Source organism: Bradyrhizobium sp. MI1.4, from assembly GCF_055811315.1.
The window spans coordinates 245,394-262,293 of record NZ_JBVVPP010000001.1 but is presented as its reverse complement, the minus strand read 5'-3'; the positions used below and the strand labels follow the sequence as shown (position 1 = coordinate 262,293).

Below are 16,900 nucleotides of genomic sequence, written 5' to 3'. Positions count from 1 at the left end.
TGTCGTGATTGTGTCTGCTGGCCGCCCGATACGGCGTGACCGCAAGATTCTTTGTACGCCGCGACCTATGGCTCACGCAATTCTCGGCGCGAGCTCGCTCCCTTCCGTTTCGGCAAAGCCCGCCTGCAAAACCTCTTCGCGCTTGTGGCGCAAATGCGCTCGCAGGATATGGGCGAGGCCGACGCCGTCGCGCCTCTGCAGTGCGTTCAGGATGGCATCGTGCTCCTTCACGGCGACCGCCCAGCGTTCGGGCGTCATCGGCGTGACATAGCGCGCGCGGCGGATGCGCGCGGTCACGGACGTATACAGCCCCGCGAGCACCGGGTTTCCGGCCGCAACGACGATGGCTTCGTGAATGGCGCGGTTGCCGCGATAGTACTGGATCAGATCGCGTTCGCGATAATGCCGCACCATGTCCGCGTGCGCGGCAGCGATCGCGTCGATCTCGGCATCGGTGATGCGTTCGCAGGCGAGTTCGCCGGCGAGCGCCTCGAGGCCCTGGCAGACCTCGAACAGGTCGCGCATATCCTTGTCGGTCAGTTTTGCCGCACGCGAGCCGCGATGCGGCAGGAGTTGCACGAGACCTTCGGCGGCGAGCACCTTGAGCGCCTCGCGGAGCGGCGTGCGCGATATCTGTAGCCGCTCGCACAGTTCGCGCTCGGGAATCCGCGCGCCCGGCGGGATCTCGCCGTCGAGCAGGATGGCCCGGATGCGGCCGACGACTTCCTCATGAAGCATGGGTCTGAAGTCCATTTGAATGCAAAAATGGAGCTATATACGCATTAATGCAAGTTCCGGCTTGTAAATCGATCATTTTGCATTCAAAAATGTAGAAAAGCAGAAGGACATCGAGGAAATGGACCAGCAGGTGAAGGCGGAAGACCTCGTTTTCGAGCGCCAGGACGGGATCGGGCGGATCACCTTCAACCGCCCGCAGGCGCGCAACGCCTTCACTTTCGCGATGTATGAGCGGCTCGCCGCGATCTGCGAGGAGATCAACGACGATCACGCGATCAAGGTACTGGTGCTGCGCGGGGCCGGCGACAAGGCGTTTGCCGCGGGCACCGACATCAATCAGTTCCGCGATTTCAAGTCGCCGCAGGACGCGATCGACTACGAGAACCGCATCGATCGGGTGCTGACCACGCTCGAACAGTGCCGCGTGCCGACGATCGCGGCGATCAACGGGTTCTGCACCGGCGGCGGCGCGGGCATTGCCGCGGCATGTGACCTCCGCATCGGCACCCAAAGCGCGAAAATCGGCTTTCCCATTGCCCGCACGCTCGGCAACTGCCTGTCGATGTCCAATGTCAGTCGTCTCACCGCGCTGATCGGCGCCGCCCGCGTCAAGGATCTGATCTTCACGGCGCGGCTCGTCGACGCGACCGAGGCTGCCAGTGTCGGGCTGCTCGGCGAGGTCGTCGAGGATATCGCCGCGCTCGAAAGGCGCGCGGACGAGGTTGCCAAATTGCTCGCCAGCCACGCGCCGCTGACGCTGAATGCGACCAAGCAGGCCGTGGCGCGCCTGCAAAGGCGCCTGACGCCCGACGAGGGCGAAGACCTCATCCTGATGTGCTACACGAGCCAGGATTTTCGCGAAGGGCTCGATGCTTTCCTCACCAAGCGCGCGCCGCAATGGCGCGGCCAATAGGACGCCCCGATGCAAAGCGATCGCTCGCAATCAACCTCCGGCCGTTCGGGGCCGCTTGCCGGCCTCAAGGTCATCGATCTCACCCATGTCATGGCAGGGCCGACCTGCACCTTGATGCTGGCCGATATGGGCGCCGACGTCATCAAGATCGAGAAATCGCCGAACGGTGACGACACCCGCCATTCGGTGCCGCCGAAGATCGGCGACGAGGCGGCCTCCTTCCTGATGATGAACCGCAACAAGCGCGGCATCGTGCTGGATACCGATGGCGGCAAGCAGGTGTTGCGGCGGCTGATCGCGGCCGCCGACGTGCTGGTCGAGAATTTTGCGCCGGGCGCCATGGAGCGCCTCGGCTTCGGCTATGACGACCTGCACAAGCAGCATCCAACGCTGATCTATTGCTCGCTGTCTGGCTTCGGCCGCACCGGACCCTACAAGCATCGCCGCGGCTTCGATCTGGTCGCCCAGGCCATGAGCGGAATCATGAGCTTTACCGGCGAACGTCCCGATGGTCCGCCCGTGAAATGCGGCCCGCCGCTGTCCGACATCACCGCCGGCCTGCTGGCGAGCATGGGCATCCTCGCGGCCTACACGCACCGTCTCAAGACCGGCGAAGGGCAGTGGGTCGAGACCTCGCTCTATGAGGCCGCGCTGGTGCAGACCTACTGGCAGTCGACCATCGCGCTGGCCGCGGGCACCGCGCCGCGGGCCATGGGTTCGGCGCATCCGCTCAACGCGCCATATCAGGCGTTCGAGGCCTCGGACGGCTGGTTGGTGGTCGGCGGCGCCAACAAGAAGCATTGGCTGTTGATGCTGGAGGCGCTCGGCGCAAGCGAGCTCGCAGCCGATCCACGCTTCGTCACCGGCGCCGACCGCATGGCCAATTTGAAGGAGCTCGAAGCTGTTCTGAGCGAGCGCTTCCGCACCCGCACGCGCGCGCACTGGCTGGCGGCACTGGACGAGAAGGGCGTGCCGTGCGGCCCCGTGCACGACATGCTGGAGGCGCTCAGCGATCCGCAGACGCTGGCGCGCGAGATGGTTGTCGAGGTCGAGCATTCCACGCTCGGGCCCGTGAAGACGATCGGCTTGCCGGTCAAGTTTTCGGAGACCCCAGGCAAAGTGCGCACGGGCGCGCCGGTCTACGGTGAGCATACAAGCGAGGTGCTGGCCGAGCATGGGTTCGACCGGAAGCAGATCGACGCGCTCGAACAAGAAGGCGCAATCGTGTTGGCATCGGGAAGAGGCGAGGAACGGGTCGCCTGACCGGACGTCGAAAACAACAAGAACAAGAGACAAAAATAAGCTGGAGGACATCATGGGTCAGACATCAAAACTTCTGCTCTCCGCAGCCGTAATTGTGCTCGCCGGCACGACGCCGGCGCTCTCGGCCTGGCAGCCGCAAAAGCCGATCGAGTTCGTGGCGACCGCCGGGCCCGGCGGCGGCACGGACAATCTCGCGCGCGCCGTGCAGAACATCATCACCAAGCACAAGCTGGTGGAGCAGCCGATCGTCGTCGTCAACAAGGGCGGCGGCAGCGGCGCGGAAGGCTATGTCTACGGCAAGGCGTCCGCCGGCGATCCCTACAAGGTGATCTTCGGCACGTCGAATGCCTGGCAGCAGCCGCTCGTCTCCAAAGTCGCTTTCAACTACACCGATCTCACCCCGATCGCGGCGATGGCGCAGGACGAGTTCCTGCTCTGGGTCAAGCAGGACGCGCCCTACAAGACGGCGGGCGATTATCTGAAGGCGGCCGCATCAGGCGAGTTCAAGATGGGCGGCGCGCAGTCAAAGGATACCGACGAGGTGCTGACCCGCATGATCGAGAAGGCCGGCCACATCAAGCTGACCTATATTCCCTTCAAGAGCGGCGCCGAGACGGCCGTGCAACTCGCCGGCGGACACCTGGACTCTCACGTCAACAATCCCAGCGAGAGTCTCGGGCAATGGCGTGGCGCCACCCAGCGCCCGCTTTGCGTCTTCAGCCCGAAGCGGCTGCCGCAGGGCGCCAAGGTCACCGCGACCGAAGGCTGGGGCGATGTTCCGACCTGCGTCGAGCAGGGCCTCGACATCAAGCAGTATGAGCAGCCGCGCACAGTGTGGCTCCCCGGCAAGGTCACGCCGGACCAGGCCGCGTTCTATGTTGACCTGATGAAGAAGGTGCAGGCGACGCCGGACTGGAAGGACTACATCGAGAAAACCTCCCAGGTCGACACGTTCCTGACCGGTGCCGAGTTCGACAAGTTCATCAAGGAGGATCTCGAGCGCGTCAGGCTGGTTGCGAGCGAGCAGGGTTGGTTGGTCAAGTGAGGCGGCGCACGCCTCAAACCCCTCCGCCGGAACGACAGCGAACGCTGGGAAAACACGTGCGCCATAATCGGACACTGTACGTGGCCTGACCGGAGCCCTCGATGATATCGCGCCGCGCTCTCGAACTTGCGACAGCCGTTCTCACCGGAAGCTTCGGTGTGGCGGTCGTCATTTCCAGCCTCGATAACGGCATCGGCTGGTCGAGCGCGGGCGTGGACGCCGGGACGTTTCCGTTCCTGACCGGGATCATCATCGTGCTCGGGAGCCTCTACAACCTGTTTCGAGGTGTCATGCCGGCCGCGACGCTCGCCAGCGTCCCAATTGCCATCACATCGATCGAGCTGCGCCGGCTTGCCGGCCTGTTCGTGCCGGCCGCGATTTTCGTGGCTGCGATCCCGTTGGCCGGGATGTACGTCGCCTCGGCCCTGTACATCTTCGCGGTGCTGGCGATCCCCCGACAACAATCCGTGCCGCGCGCGCTTGGCATGGCGGCGGCGACAGCGCTTGCGCTCTACGTCCTGTTCGAGCGCATGTTCCAGGTGAGCTTGCCGCACGGCGCGCTCGCCGCGGCGTTCGGCTTCTGAGGGAGAGGCCGATGGACAATCTCGGAGAACTCCTTCACGGCTTCAGCATCGCGATCACGCTGCCGCATCTGGCGCTGATGGTGATCGGCGTGCTGCTCGGCATTCTCGTCGGCGTGCTGCCTGGGCTGGGTGCTCCGAACGGGGTGTCGCTGCTGCTGCCGCTGACCTTCGGCATGCAGCCGGTCTCTGCCATCATCCTGCTCTCCAGCATGTATTGGGGCGCGTTGTTCGGGGGATCCGTGACCTCGATCCTGTTCAACATCCCGGGCGAGCCGTCGTCTGTCGCCACCACCTTCGACGGCTACCCGATGGCGCGCGATGGACGGCCGACGACGGCGCTCGCCACCGCCTTCGGCTCGGCGGCATTCGGCGCGCTGATCGGCGTCATCCTGATCACCTTCCTCGCATCATGGGTGGCGCAAGTCGCACTCGCCTTCGGGCCGGCGGAATATTTTGCGGTCTATTTTCTTGCCTTCGCCAGCTTCGTCGGCATGGGCGGGGCTGCTCCGATCAAGACTGTCGTCGCGCTGGCGATCGGCTTTGCCATCGCCGCCATCGGCATCGACACCGTCTCCGGCAGCGTGCGCCTCACCATGGGCGTCGACGAGCTGGTCAAGGGCGTCAACTTCGTCGTCGCGGTGATGGGCCTGTTCGGCATCGGCGAGCTGCTCGTGGCCGTCGAAGAGGAGTTTCATGCCCGCGCGGTCTCGTCGAAGATAGAGTGGCGCGAGGTGTTTCGCGCGATCGGCCGCCTGCCGCGGCATAGTGTTGCGCTGCTGCGCAGCGCGGCCATCGGATGCTGGATGGGGATCACGCCGGGTGGCCCGACTGCGGCGTCGTTCATGAGCTACGGCATCGCCCGGCGCTTCTCGCGCCGTGGCCGATATTTCGGCACCGGAGAGGTTGAAGGCATCATCTCGCCGGAGACGGCCGATCATGCGGCCGGCACCAGCGCGCTTCTGCCCATGCTCTCGCTCGGCATTCCCGGCTCGGCCACTGCGGCCGTCATGATGGGCGGGCTGATGATCTGGGGCCTCAATCCCGGGCCGATGCTGTTCGTCGACCAGAAGGACTTTGTCTGGGGCCTGATCGCCTCGATGTATGTCGGCAACATCGTCGCCGTTGTGCTGGTGCTGCTGACCGTCCCGGTCTTCGCGGCCCTGATGCGGATTCCCTTCGTGATCATCGCGCCGCTGATCGTGATCATCTGCGTCGTCGGCGCCTATTCGGTATCGAACTCCTATCTCGATGTTCTCATGATGCTCGGCTTCGGCATCGTCGGCTATCTCTTCAAGAAGCTGTTCTATCCGCTGGCGCCGCTCGTGCTCGCGATCGTCATCGGGGATAAGGCCGAGGACGCGTTCCGGCAGTCGATGCTGATGTCCAAGGGATCGCTCGGGATCTTCTTCGCCAACAAGCTGGTGACATGCCTGATCGTGGCCGGCATCGCACTTTTGCTGCTTCCGCTCGTGCTGCAGCTTGCGCGCCTGCTGCGCAAGCCTGCGCCGTCCACCGACGAGACGACAGCCCAAGAGAGAACGCAAGAGAGAGCTCAAGAGAGAGCTCAAGAGACCGCTCGGGAGAAAGTGATCATATGACCGCAAAGCCGCTCATTGCATTGGCAATGGGAGATCCCGCCGGCATCAGCCCGGAATTGACCGCAAAGCTCGTGGTGCAGGACGATATCCGCGCCAGCAGCCAGATTGTCGTGATCGGCGACCGCCGCATCTTCGACGCGGGCGCGCGCGTTGCCGGCGTCGAGCCGGAGCTGACAACAGTGGAGCAGGGAGCCGATCTGCGCGCGGCGGAGGGCGAGACTCTGTTCGTCGATCTCGGCCATCCCGATCCCGGCGACATCCAGCAGGGGATCGCGAGCCTTGCCGGCGGCAGGTTCGCGCTTGCCAACTACAAGCATGCGCTCGAGCTCGGCCGCGACGGCCGGGTCGATGCCGTCTGCTTTACGCCGTTCAACAAGCAGGCGATGCGGCTGGCCCGCGCAGAGTATGACGACGAGATCGCATTCTCCGCCGAAGTGGTCGGACTCAAAACCCCCGCAAGCGAGTTCAATGTGCTGGACCGGCTGTGGAACGCCCGCGTGACGTCCCACATCCCGCTCAAGGACGTCGCCGCGCGACTGTCCGGCGAACGCATCCATCGCGCGCTGAAGCTGACCGATGCCTGCATGCGCAACGCCGGCTTTGCGCGGCCGCGCATCGCGGTGGCCGGGCTCAATCCGCACGCCGGTGACGGCGGCAATTTCGGCCGCGAGGAGATCGACATCATTGCGCCCGTGGTCGCCGCCGGCCGGCGCGATGGTATTGCCGCGGAAGGGCCGTTTCCCGCTGACACCGTATTCCTGCGCGCCAAGGGCGGCGCCTTCGATGCGGTGCTGACGATGTATCACGACCAGGGCCAGATCGCGATGAAGCTGATGGGTTTTGATCGTGGCGTGACTTTGCTTGGCGGCTTTCCGTTCCCGATCTGCACGCCCGCGCACGGCACCGCGTACGACATTGCCGGGCAGGGCATTGCATCAATCGGGGCCAGCCGCGCCGCGCTGCTGCTAGCCGGAGAGATGGCGGCTCGTCGCGTCGCCTGATTTCTCCGAGGGCGCCTGCTTGTGCCCGCGGTCGCCGTGCGCAGCTTCGGGCCCTCCGGGAAAAAGTGGAAACTTCCGCCGTCGTAAGGAGTTGCTGTCCCATGAACGTCTCCATCTCGGAGTTGGAACATGGTAGACGACGACCCGCTGCGAACGGCGGTGGATATTGCTTGGTCCGTTTACCGCGCCCGGCATCGCCACGTCGATGCCGCAGATTGCCGTCGCTGCCTGCTCGAGCGTCATCTGCAAGGGAGATGGGAAGCGCGCGGGAGCGATGCCGAAGAACTCACGGGATTCGGGATTGCCTACCTCGATCGGCTTCCCGAGGACGAATGTTAAGGCTCGTGGAAGGGCTCGTCTGCCGGGTCGCGGCCGCAAGTGCCAGGCCGAATTGGACGCTGCTCGCGATTTCGAACCTTCTGTCCGCCGCGATCGTGCTGATCGTGCGTGCGGGGGCTTGACGGGTAGCCTGCCATGCGCATCGCTCAGCTTGCTCCCCTGGCCGAAAGCGTCCCTCCGAAGCTCTACGGGGGCACCGAGCGGGTGGTGGCCTGGCTGGTGGATGGGCTGGTCGAGCTCGGCCACGAAGTCACGCTGTTTGCGAGCGGCGATTCCAGGACGAATGGTGCGCTTCATCCTGTCTGGCCCCGCGCGCTGCGGCTCGGACAAAAGGGGGCGGACCCGACCGCCGCAAGCGCGATGCTGATGGAGGCAATCGCAAGGCGTGCGAAAGAATTCGACGTAATCCACGCGCATGTCGACTGGCTGTCCCTGCCGTTGCTCAGTCGTCTCGGCGTGCCGTTCCTCACGACCATGCACGGCCGCCTCGACTTGCCCGGACTACCCGACGTCGTCAGGCACTTCCCTGAAGCATGTTTCGTGTCGATTTCCGATCATCAGCGGCTGCCGCTTCCGGATGCGAAATGGATCGGAACCATCCAGCACGGGCTGCCGCCCGATCTGTTTCGGCCGTCCTACGAACAGGGGTCCTATTTGGCGTTTCTCGGGCGGCTCACCGCAGACAAGGGTCCGCAGGACGCGATCCGTATCGCGCGCGCAGTCCAGATGCCCCTCCATATCGCCGCGAAGGTCCCGCGCGCCGAGACGGCCTACTTCAGGAACCACATCGAGCCGAACGTCGACGGCAAGGATATCCGGCTTGTTGGTGAAGTCGATGACGCAAAGAAACAGCCCTTCCTTGCCGAAGCCGCTGCTCTGCTGTTTCCGATCGATTGGCCGGAGCCGTTTGGGCTGGTCATGATCGAAGCGATGGCATGCGGAACGCCCGTGATCGCCTATCGCTCCGGCTCCGTCCCCGAAGTCGTCGAGCATGGATTGACCGGCTTCATCGTCGAGAACGAGGAGCAGGCCGTCAAGGCGATCGGCGAACTGGGAAAACTGGATCGAAGGAAGGTGCGCGCCCGCTTCGAGGAGCGCTTCTCTGCGAGCCGAATGGCGAGGCAGTACGAACACCAATACCGCAAGCTCGCTAGCGCCGCGGCTCGGGAGTTGATCACTGAACCGTCGGAAACGTGAAAGGACCCGGCGATGTCGCTCGGAAAAGCGGGGCAGATTTGCATCTTTCTGGTCTTCGCTCTGGCTGCGCCGCCGGCGTTCGCCGCGGAGATCAACGCCGCTGCCATCAACGTCGCCGAGCCGTCGAAGAAAACCCTGTCGAACGATAAGCCGACCGCGGCCGGGGTCCGGTTGCAGGTCCTGCTGGACCGCGCGCACTTCTCGCCCGGCGCGATCGACGGCAGATTCGGCGAGAACGCCAAAAAGGCGTTGCGGGCCTATGCCGAAGCACGGCAGCTGCCGGTTTCGGACGCCGTGACGGACGATGTCTGGACCGCGTTACGGGCGGACGACCGGCCGGTGACGATGACCTATGCCATCACCGAGCAGGACGTGGCGGGTCCTTTCCTGAAAAAGCTGCCGTCGAAGATGGAGGACATGAAGGAGCTTACAAAGCTCGGCTTCACCAGTGCGCGCGAGGCCCTGGCCGAGAAATTTCACATGAGCGAGCAGCTCCTGGCCGCGCTCAACTCCGGGCGCCATTTCGATCGCGCCGGCGACACCATCGTCGTGGTGGACACATCAGGCGCAGGCGAGGGCATCCCCACCAAGGCCGAGAGGATCGAGGTCGACAAGGTCAGGCAGACCGTAAAACTGTTCGACAAAACGAATGCGCTGATCGGATTTTATCCCGCGACGGTCGGCAGCGAGGAGAAGCCGTCGCCCTCAGGCACGCTCAAGGTCACGGAAGTCAGCCGAAATCCGTACTATCGCTACAATCCCGCTTATCGCTTCAAGGGCGTCCATTCCCGCAAGCCCTTCACCATCAAGCCCGGCCCGAACAATCCGGTCGGCACGGTCTGGATCAACCTGTCTGCCGAGGGCTACGGCATTCACGGCACGCCCTCGCCGGAGAAGATTTCCAAGGCGGAATCTCACGGCTGCGTGCGTCTGACCAATTGGGATGCCGAGCGCGTCGCCGGGCGTGTCTCGAAAGGCACGCCGGTGGCATTCGTAGGCAGCCCCGGATGAAATCAACGCCTCGAGGTGGCAATGCCGCTCGCCGATTGTGCGCTATTTCGGGATCGGCATAGTCAGCTCCTTGTCGGCCGTATCCACCACGAAGACGGCCAGCAATTTTGCGGGTTCGGTCTCGCTGGCATTGGCGCTGACGGCATGGCGGTCGCCGGGCTTTTCGGAGAAGTTCTCGCCCTTGTGAAAGACCTTGACCGGGCCGTCATTGACCTGACTGCGGATCGCTCCTTCCAGGACGGTGGCGTAGATGAAAGCCGAGGGCGCGTGGATGTGGGCCGGCGAGGAGCCTCCGGGACCATACTCGACCAGCACGCCCTTCATGCTCTTGCCCGGGACATTGGGCAGCGCCTGGTCGAACACGACCGTCACCTTGGCCGTGGGCGTCGCCGTCTCGGCGGCATGGGCTGTCAGGAATGATGCGGCATAAACAGCGGTTGCGATCAGCAATCTGCGCATGGGGGTCTCCTCAAAGTCTCGCGAGCCATGTTGCGAGCGGCGTCGTGCCAAGCCGCGCCTCGCCAAGAGGGTTCAGCGATGTGTCGTCGATGGGAGCGCCGTAGTACGGCGCCTTTGGGTCTCCCACCACCGGTCGGGGGTCGCCGGACGCCTTCAGGCGGCGTGCGATGAATTCATTAAAGGGCGCCTTCTCAGGTCCTGCGATATCGATCGTGCCGTTAAGCGGCGGGCTAATCGCGACTTCTGCGAGGCGATCGGCCACGTCCTCGGCCGCGATGGGCTGAAACAATGCCGAGGGAACAACGATCCCACCCTCGGCCGCACCCATCTCGGCAATGGCGCTGAGGAATTCGAAGAACTGGGTGGCGCGGACGATCGAGTAGGGGACCGGCGAAGACTTGATGATAGTCTCCTGCGCCAGCTTGGCGCGAAAATAGGAGTTATCGGGCGAGCGCTCGGTTCCGACGATCGAGAGCGCCACATGATGCTTCACGGCCGCTGCGGCCTCAGTCGCAGCGAGGTTTTTGCTCGAACGCTCGAAGAATTCCAGCACGGCCGCGGGCTCCCAGGACGGCGCGTTGGCAACGTCGACGACGACATCGGTGCCCGCCAGCACTGCTGCGAGACCTTCCCCGGTCACCGCGTTCACGCCCGACTTCGGCGAAGCCGCGACCGCGTCGTGGCCTTGCTGCTTGAGCTTCGCCACCAGCTTGGATCCGATCAATCCGGTCCCGCCGATCACGACGATCTTCATGGCCTATCTCCTCGGCACGTTGCGGGCGCGAGCGTTTCAGGGTCGACGGCGCGCGCGTCGCGATGCGATGAGGCGACTCTTACCGGGGAAATGGGGCAGGCTCTTGCCTGTAACCGGCCCGCCTTGTCCAAAAATGATGAAGATGTTTATCGATCGCCGATAGATAAGTTGCATATCGAAATAGCCCGACGCGCGGAGCGCACCGCTGGCGCCAGCCACCACCAGCGGCGCGCGCTAGATTGCAGCACGTCCTTCGTGTCGGCGTTCGGTTACAGACGGCAATCGCACTACGCAGCGGAACCCGACATGGCTGGTCGAGGTATCGACGGGCTCGGCGTGCCGCGCGGCCGGGCGGTATCGGCGGCAATAGTTCGGCGCGCAGAGGTGCGAGCCGCCCTTGAGGACCTTGAGCGGAATCTGGATGTCGGGGAGGCGAGGGTCGTAGCTTGTGTGCTCACCGCCGCCGCGGGGATTTTTGGGGATGCAGCAGGGTTTTGCGGCGTCGGCGGCGTGTTTGACGACCACCAGTCGGAGGTCCACTCCCAGACATTGCCGATCATGTCGTAGAGGCCGTAGCCGTTCGGCGGGAAGGCCATGACCGGCGAGGTACGCTCGTACCCATCCTCGCCGAGATTCTGGACGGGGAAGTTGCCCTGCCAGATATTGGCCATGTGTTTGCCGCCCGGCATCAGCGCATCGCCCCAGGCGTATTCCTCCGCCTCGAGGCCGCCACGCGCCGCAAATTCCCATTCCGCCTCCGTCGGCAGGCCCTTGCCGGCCCAGTGGGCATAGGCTGCCGCATCGCTAAAGGAGACGTGGACGACGGGATGATCGTCGAGATCCTCGATGTTGCTGCCAGGACCATAGGGATGACGCCAGTTGGCGCCGCGCAGGAATGTCCACCACTGGCTCCAGTCGGTGAGATCGGTGATGCGCGGCAGCGGTGAGAACACCCGCGATCCCGCGTAGAGCATCTCTGCCAGCGCGCCCGGATAGTCCTTCGGATCGGGAACGATCTGCGCCTCGGTGACATGGCCGGTTGCGGTGACGAACTGCTTGAACTGCCGGTTGGTCACGGGCGTGCGGTCAATGCAGAAGCCGTCGACAGCGACTCGATGGCTCGGCGCTTCCTCGGGATAATGATGGTCGGATCCCATGCGAAAGGTTCCGCCGGGAATGAAGACCATCTCGCCGGTCTTCAAATCATCCGGCACCCACTCGCAGTGATCCAGATCCGCTCGCAACATGGTGGAAGCTCCGATACGCGCATTCCACCTGATGCTACTGCGCCAACTTTGGCAGACTTCGACGATGGCTCTTTGCCCGGCCCATTAGACGCATTGTCTAGTCCCCACTTTTTTGGCGCTCCGGGGAGAGGAGGGCGCTGCATTGCGTCCAGATCTCCTTCCTTTGCACGCACGTCTTCGAGCACGCGGCAAATCCATGCCGCGTGCGCTCTGCCTTCCGCAAAGCGCGTCCGCTCAATATCGCTAAGGTTGCAAACGGTACCCGAAGACTGGACGGCTGTGATGTGCAGTTTGTGCCAGTCTGCGGGGGAGTTGGTGAGGCCTCGCCTGCCGCAGAATTGTCGCGCTTCAGTAACAGGGTACAGCCATGGGGCAAGTCCTCCTGGTTGATTCGCGCAAGCTGGACGGTTTCGAAGGACTTCAGCAGGCCGTCCATGGCTCGCATGTCGATGTGATGCAACTCGGCCGCGGTCGGTTGCGCGGAACGTTGTCCCATGTCGGCATCGGCGACTTCTCGCTCAGCATCGGTGCATTCAACGTCGGCATGCGCACGCAGCGGGTTTCCAGCGACGACAGACTGATCATCGGCATGCTGCTCGCGGCTGAAGAGCGCGTCGCCCACTGGTCGTTCGACATGCAGCTCAACGATGTGCTCGTCATTCCGCCGCTGCTCGAACATGACGGGGTTTTTCACGGCGGCTCCGCTTACGCCGCCATGCGGTTCGACCTCAACGAGGTCGCGACGCTGTTCGCCGGAAAAGCACGGCTGAGTGATCCTGACACCTGGCGCAGCCGCGGTCATTTCCGCGCGGACATCGAGAGCGGCGCAATCGCCTCGCGCCGCCTGGTCCGGATCATGTCGCACCTGCGCGACAACAAATACGGACTGACGCCATCAACAGCCGATTTCTGGAAACGATCGATCGCCGAATGCATGGCTACCAACGTCGCGTCGTCGCTGCCACCCGACGGCAATGGCTGGCTCCCTTCCGCGCGACGGCTGATCCGCAAGGTCGAGGAGTTTCTCGACGACGCCGGCACCCGTCCGGTGCACGTGTCGGAAATCTGCGCGGCGCTCGGCGTATCGCGGCGCACCCTTCACCGCGCGTTTCAGGAGGTATTCGGTCTCGGCCCGGTCAGCTTCCTCAGGCACAAGCGTCTTTGCGCTGTTCATTCGATCCTGCACCAGAGCGCACCCGGCTCGACCACCGTGACAGCGGTCGCCATGCAGCAGGGCTTTTACGAACTCGGCCGGTTCTCGCAATACTACCTGGCAATGTTCGGAGAGCGTCCGTCGCAAACGCTCGGAATCGCGGCGGTGCAGGCCGCCGAAGACGAGATCGCCAGAGCCTCGCGCTTTGAGCCTGGACCGCGAACGACGCCATGATGGCATGCATGCCAGTGTTTTGCAGGCGTCAAACGGCGAAAAAACTGTCATGAAAACAACCGGATGGCTACCGTGTATGGGGTTGTTTTCACGGTTTTGAGTTGGATAGGCGAGCCGCCTCCAGCTTCAGGCCCCGCAGACGATCACGCCGTACCAGCCCAGGCCGCGATAGGTCTCGTAGCCGGGCGTCGCATGGAACGCGACCAGCGTGCCCGAGCCGTCCTGGTAGAAGCCGGAACGCTGGCCGTTGAGCGACAGCGAGATGCGTTCGCTGAGAATGCCTTGTCCGTCGGAAGCGGCGATCACGCGAAGATTGGAGTCGACCAGCAGCACGCGCGCCTTGTCGCTGTCGCCAACGCGCACGCCTTGCACGATGGCGCGGGCCTGCGCCTCCCAGTCGAAATGGATGGCGAGCACCCCGATCGGCGCGCCGTTGGCCTGGCCGCCGGCGCGGACGCTGGCGCAATAGGTCGCGACCTGGGCATTGCCGAGCAGCGGCTGGTTCTCGACGTCGCCGGCGACATAGTCGTCGCCGGAGCGCAGGGTCTTGGCCTCGCGAAACCATTTGGTGTGGGCGACGTTCTGGCCGACAGCGCGAAAGCGGTCGGCGCGGCCGTTGGCGATGACGTTGCCGTCGAGATCGCAGAGCCAGAGGTCGAGATAGACGGTGTAGGCTCCTAGGATCACACCGAGACGCTGCGAGGCATGGGACACGGCCGCGGCGTCGGGCGAGGCCGCGCAATCGACCAGCGCGGAATCGGTCGCCCACCAGCGCACGTCGCAGGTCCGTTCATAGAGGTTGCGGTCGATCAGCTCGATGGCGTTGAGCGAGAGGTCGACCATGCGCTCGCCGCGCGAGCGCTGGCTCATGCGGTCGATCGAGGCGACGAGGTCGCCGGTGCGCTTGGTCAGCTGGCTTTCGAGTTCGCGGGCGATAGTCTCGACCTGCTGGCCGACGCCGCGGACCTCCTGCGCCACCACCGCGAAGCCCGCGCCCTGCGCGCCGGCGCGCGAGCTTTCGATCAACGCGTTCAGCGCCAGCATCTTCATCTGGTTGGTGATCTGCTGGATCGCCTTGGTCTTGTCGACCGCGATCTGGTTGACCTCCGCCGTGAGGCGGTTGATCAGCGCGGAGATGTCGGAATCATCATTAGCGGGTTCATTTGCGATCGGCTTGGCTTTGAGACCCAGCGCAGCAGACATCGGGGGCTTCCCTTGGCAATGAGGTCTGATCTGCAACGAACCCGGAACAATCACTGACAGATCGAATACGATTCTTTTTCGAAGATTCCGCCTAACGCCTGCTTAATTTGCTGTTTTGCGGAATGCTCAAATGATAGTCAGTCCGGGTAGCAAAGCGGCAATCCACCGCTTTGTGCCGCGCAGACGTTGCAAATCCCGAGGGATTGCGGGCCAATCGTCCGTCGGCCGGACGATGCAATCCCTCCGGCTCCCAGGTTCCTCAAACCGACAGCTGTTCATGACGCCGCCCGCTACCGCCTTGCCCGTCGAAGCGCCCCAGGCGTTCCTGGGAGTGGCGCGCTCGCTCACCGACAAGCTTTGGCGCGACCGGCTGGATGCCCGCGGGGCGGCGAAAGCGCTTGCCATCGTGCAGCGCCACCAACTGCCCGAGCTCCTGGCGCGGGCGCTGGCAGGCCGCGGCGTCGACAGCGACGCCGTCGCAGATTTCCTCGATCCCACCATCCGCAAGCTTCTGCCGGACCCGTTCACGGTGACGGAGATGGAGGCCGCCGCGAAGCGGATCGCGGATGCCGCAGCGAACGGCGAGAAGGTCGCGATCTTCGGCGACTACGATGTCGACGGCGCGACCTCGGCGGCGCTGCTGACCTGGCATCTGCGGCATTGCGGGCTCGATCCGCTGATCCACATTCCCGACCGCATCTTCGAGGGCTACGGGCCCAACACGGAAGCCGTGCGCGCGCTGGCCGAAAAGGGCGCCACGCTGCTCGTCACCGTCGATTGCGGCACCACCAGCATCGAGCCGCTCGCCGAAGCAAAACGTATCGGCATGTCCGTCGTCGTGATCGACCATCATCAGGCCGGCACGGAGCTGCCGGAGGTCGACGCGCTGGTCAATCCGAACCGGCTCGACGATCTCTCCGGCCTCGGCCATCTCGCCGCCGTCGGCCTCGTGCTGGTGACGCTGGTCGCGGTCAATCGTGAATTACGCCAGCGCGGCTTCTGGAATGCGGAGATGCCCGAGCCGGATCTGCTCGGCATGCTGCATCACGTCGCGCTCGGCACGGTTGCTGATGTCGCGCCGCTGATCGGTCTCAACCGCGCGTTCGTCGCCAAGGGCCTGATCGCGATGCGGCGGCGCGACCATGTCGGCCACACAGCGCTGATGGACGTGGCGCGGCTCAACGGCCCGCCGGAGGCCTGGCATCTCGGCTTCATGCTGGGGCCGCGCATCAATGCCGGCGGTCGCATCGGCCGCGCCGATCTCGGCGTGCGCCTGCTTTTGGAGGGTGACAGCGTCGAGGCCGCGCGGATCGCCGCCGAACTCGACCGCCTCAACAGCGAGCGCCGGGTCATCGAGCAGGCGGCCGAAGCGCAGGCCGAAGCCGAGGCGCTCGCCTCGATCGGGCTCGAGGACAAGATCGGCGTGATCGTCACGGCCTCCGAAGGCTGGCATCCCGGCGTGGTCGGTCTCGTTGCGTCCCGGTTGAAGGAGAAGTTCTCGCGGCCCGCCTTTGCGATCGCGCTGGAGCCCGGCGGCATCGGCACCGGCTCCGGCCGTTCGATTGCCGGCGTCGATATCGGCAAGGCCGTGCGGCAGGCGGTCGCCGATGGCATTCTGCTGAAGGGGGGCGGCCACGCGATGGCTGCGGGGGTCACGCTACGGAAGGAAAAACTCGCCGAGTTTCGCGCCTACCTCGAGAATGCGTTGGGGCGCGACGTTGCCGAGGCGCGCCACGTCAACGAGCTCTACATCGACGGCGCGGTCTCCGCGCGCGCGGTGACGACCGAGCTTGCAGCGACGCTCAACCGCGCGGGTCCCTTCGGCAGCGGCAATCCGGAAGCCGTGTTGGCGCTGCCGGCGCACCAGCTCGTCTATGCCGACGAGGTGGGACAGGCACATTTGAGGCTACGCTTCAAGTCGGGCGACGGCGCCATCGTCAACGGCATCGCGTTCCGTTCGATCGGACAGAAGCTCGGCAACGCGCTCGTTGCCAATCGCGGCCAGCAATTGCATGTCGCGGGATCATTGTCGGTCGATCGCTATCAGGGCGCCGAGCGTGTGCAATTCCGCGTCATCGACGTCGCGCTACCCGATCAGGGACCATCCATGATTAGATAGGCCCGGCAAACAACAAAAAAGCTAACAGCAAAACTGGGAGTG

Annotated in this window: 15 protein-coding genes and 1 pseudogene; 11 read left to right on the top strand and 5 right to left on the bottom strand. The window is 64.4% G+C overall.

Annotated elements, in window-relative coordinates:
• Positions 1-72: 72 nt before the first annotated feature.
• Complete coding sequence (locus AC0L23_RS01320; RefSeq protein WP_018454423.1) at positions 73-738, bottom strand: GntR family transcriptional regulator; 666 nt, start codon at positions 736-738, stop codon at positions 73-75.
• Between the two features lie 118 nt (positions 739-856).
• Between AC0L23_RS01320 and AC0L23_RS01315 the strand changes: the two genes are divergently transcribed.
• The 9 genes from AC0L23_RS01315 (at position 857) to AC0L23_RS01275 (ending at position 9,689) form a co-directional block, all read left to right on the top strand.
• Positions 857-1,651, top strand: coding sequence for an enoyl-CoA hydratase/isomerase family protein (locus AC0L23_RS01315; RefSeq protein ID WP_018454422.1), 795 nt, complete (start codon positions 857-859; stop codon positions 1,649-1,651).
• 9 nt (positions 1,652-1,660) lie between these two features.
• Positions 1,661-2,914, top strand: a complete 1,254-nt coding sequence (locus AC0L23_RS01310) for a CaiB/BaiF CoA transferase family protein (protein WP_473356757.1) — start codon at positions 1,661-1,663, stop codon at positions 2,912-2,914.
• A 52-nt stretch (positions 2,915-2,966) separates the two neighbouring features.
• Positions 2,967-3,959, top strand: a complete 993-nt coding sequence (locus AC0L23_RS01305) for a Bug family tripartite tricarboxylate transporter substrate binding protein (RefSeq protein ID WP_026232729.1) — start codon at positions 2,967-2,969, stop codon at positions 3,957-3,959.
• Between the two features lie 101 nt (positions 3,960-4,060).
• Positions 4,061-4,543 (top strand): tripartite tricarboxylate transporter TctB family protein, encoded by a 483-nt coding sequence (locus tag AC0L23_RS01300; RefSeq protein ID WP_085385277.1) that lies wholly within the window; start codon positions 4,061-4,063, stop codon positions 4,541-4,543.
• A gap of 11 nt (positions 4,544-4,554) precedes the next feature.
• Positions 4,555-6,141, top strand: coding sequence for a tripartite tricarboxylate transporter permease (locus AC0L23_RS01295; RefSeq protein WP_085385276.1), 1,587 nt, complete (start codon positions 4,555-4,557; stop codon positions 6,139-6,141).
• Positions 6,138-7,142 (top strand): 4-hydroxythreonine-4-phosphate dehydrogenase PdxA, encoded by a 1,005-nt coding sequence (locus AC0L23_RS01290; RefSeq protein WP_085385275.1) that lies wholly within the window; start codon positions 6,138-6,140, stop codon positions 7,140-7,142. Before AC0L23_RS01295 ends, AC0L23_RS01290 begins: the two co-directional genes overlap by 4 nt.
• Positions 7,143-7,271: 129 nt before the next feature.
• The gene (locus tag AC0L23_RS01285; RefSeq protein ID WP_083926364.1) at positions 7,272-7,481 is read left to right on the top strand and encodes a hypothetical protein; all 210 of its coding nucleotides are present in this window, start codon (positions 7,272-7,274) and stop codon (positions 7,479-7,481) included.
• 135 nt (positions 7,482-7,616) lie between these two features.
• Entirely contained in the window at positions 7,617-8,678 is a 1,062-nt protein-coding gene (locus AC0L23_RS01280) for a glycosyltransferase family 4 protein (RefSeq protein WP_085353476.1), read from the top strand.
• A gap of 12 nt (positions 8,679-8,690) precedes the next feature.
• The gene (locus AC0L23_RS01275) at positions 8,691-9,689 is read left to right on the top strand and encodes a L,D-transpeptidase family protein (RefSeq protein ID WP_085353475.1); all 999 of its coding nucleotides are present in this window, start codon (positions 8,691-8,693) and stop codon (positions 9,687-9,689) included.
• Between the two features lie 42 nt (positions 9,690-9,731).
• On the opposite strand, the gene AC0L23_RS01270 is transcribed toward AC0L23_RS01275, so the two are convergent.
• The 3 genes and pseudogenes from AC0L23_RS01270 to AC0L23_RS01260 all read right to left on the bottom strand — a co-directional run bounded on the left by AC0L23_RS01270 (position 9,732) and on the right by AC0L23_RS01260 (position 12,149).
• Positions 9,732-10,148: a cupin domain-containing protein gene (locus tag AC0L23_RS01270; RefSeq protein WP_085353474.1), complete on the bottom strand. Its 417-nt coding sequence runs from the start codon at positions 10,146-10,148 to the stop codon at positions 9,732-9,734.
• Positions 10,149-10,158: 10 nt separating this feature from the next.
• Positions 10,159-10,902 carry an SDR family oxidoreductase gene (locus AC0L23_RS01265; protein WP_085353473.1) on the bottom strand — a complete coding sequence of 248 codons (744 nt, stop codon included), beginning with the start codon at positions 10,900-10,902 and terminating at the stop codon, positions 10,159-10,161.
• Positions 10,903-11,136: 234 nt separating this feature from the next.
• Positions 11,137-12,149, bottom strand: a pseudogene (locus AC0L23_RS01260) (formylglycine-generating enzyme family protein).
• A gap of 367 nt (positions 12,150-12,516) precedes the next feature.
• On the opposite strand from AC0L23_RS01260, the gene AC0L23_RS01255 reads away from it, so the two are divergent.
• Positions 12,517-13,536 (top strand): helix-turn-helix domain-containing protein, encoded by a 1,020-nt coding sequence (locus AC0L23_RS01255; RefSeq protein WP_085385272.1) that lies wholly within the window; start codon positions 12,517-12,519, stop codon positions 13,534-13,536.
• Positions 13,537-13,662: 126 nt separating this feature from the next.
• Here the strand turns inward: AC0L23_RS01255 and AC0L23_RS01250 are convergent, their stop codons facing one another.
• Positions 13,663-14,739 (bottom strand): methyl-accepting chemotaxis protein, encoded by a 1,077-nt coding sequence (locus AC0L23_RS01250; protein WP_085385271.1) that lies wholly within the window; start codon positions 14,737-14,739, stop codon positions 13,663-13,665.
• A gap of 277 nt (positions 14,740-15,016) precedes the next feature.
• Here AC0L23_RS01250 and recJ point away from each other — a divergent pair, with 277 nt between their 5' ends.
• Entirely contained in the window at positions 15,017-16,858 is a 1,842-nt protein-coding gene (gene recJ / locus AC0L23_RS01245) for a single-stranded-DNA-specific exonuclease RecJ (RefSeq protein WP_473356756.1), read from the top strand.
• Positions 16,859-16,900: the final 42 nt, after the last annotated feature.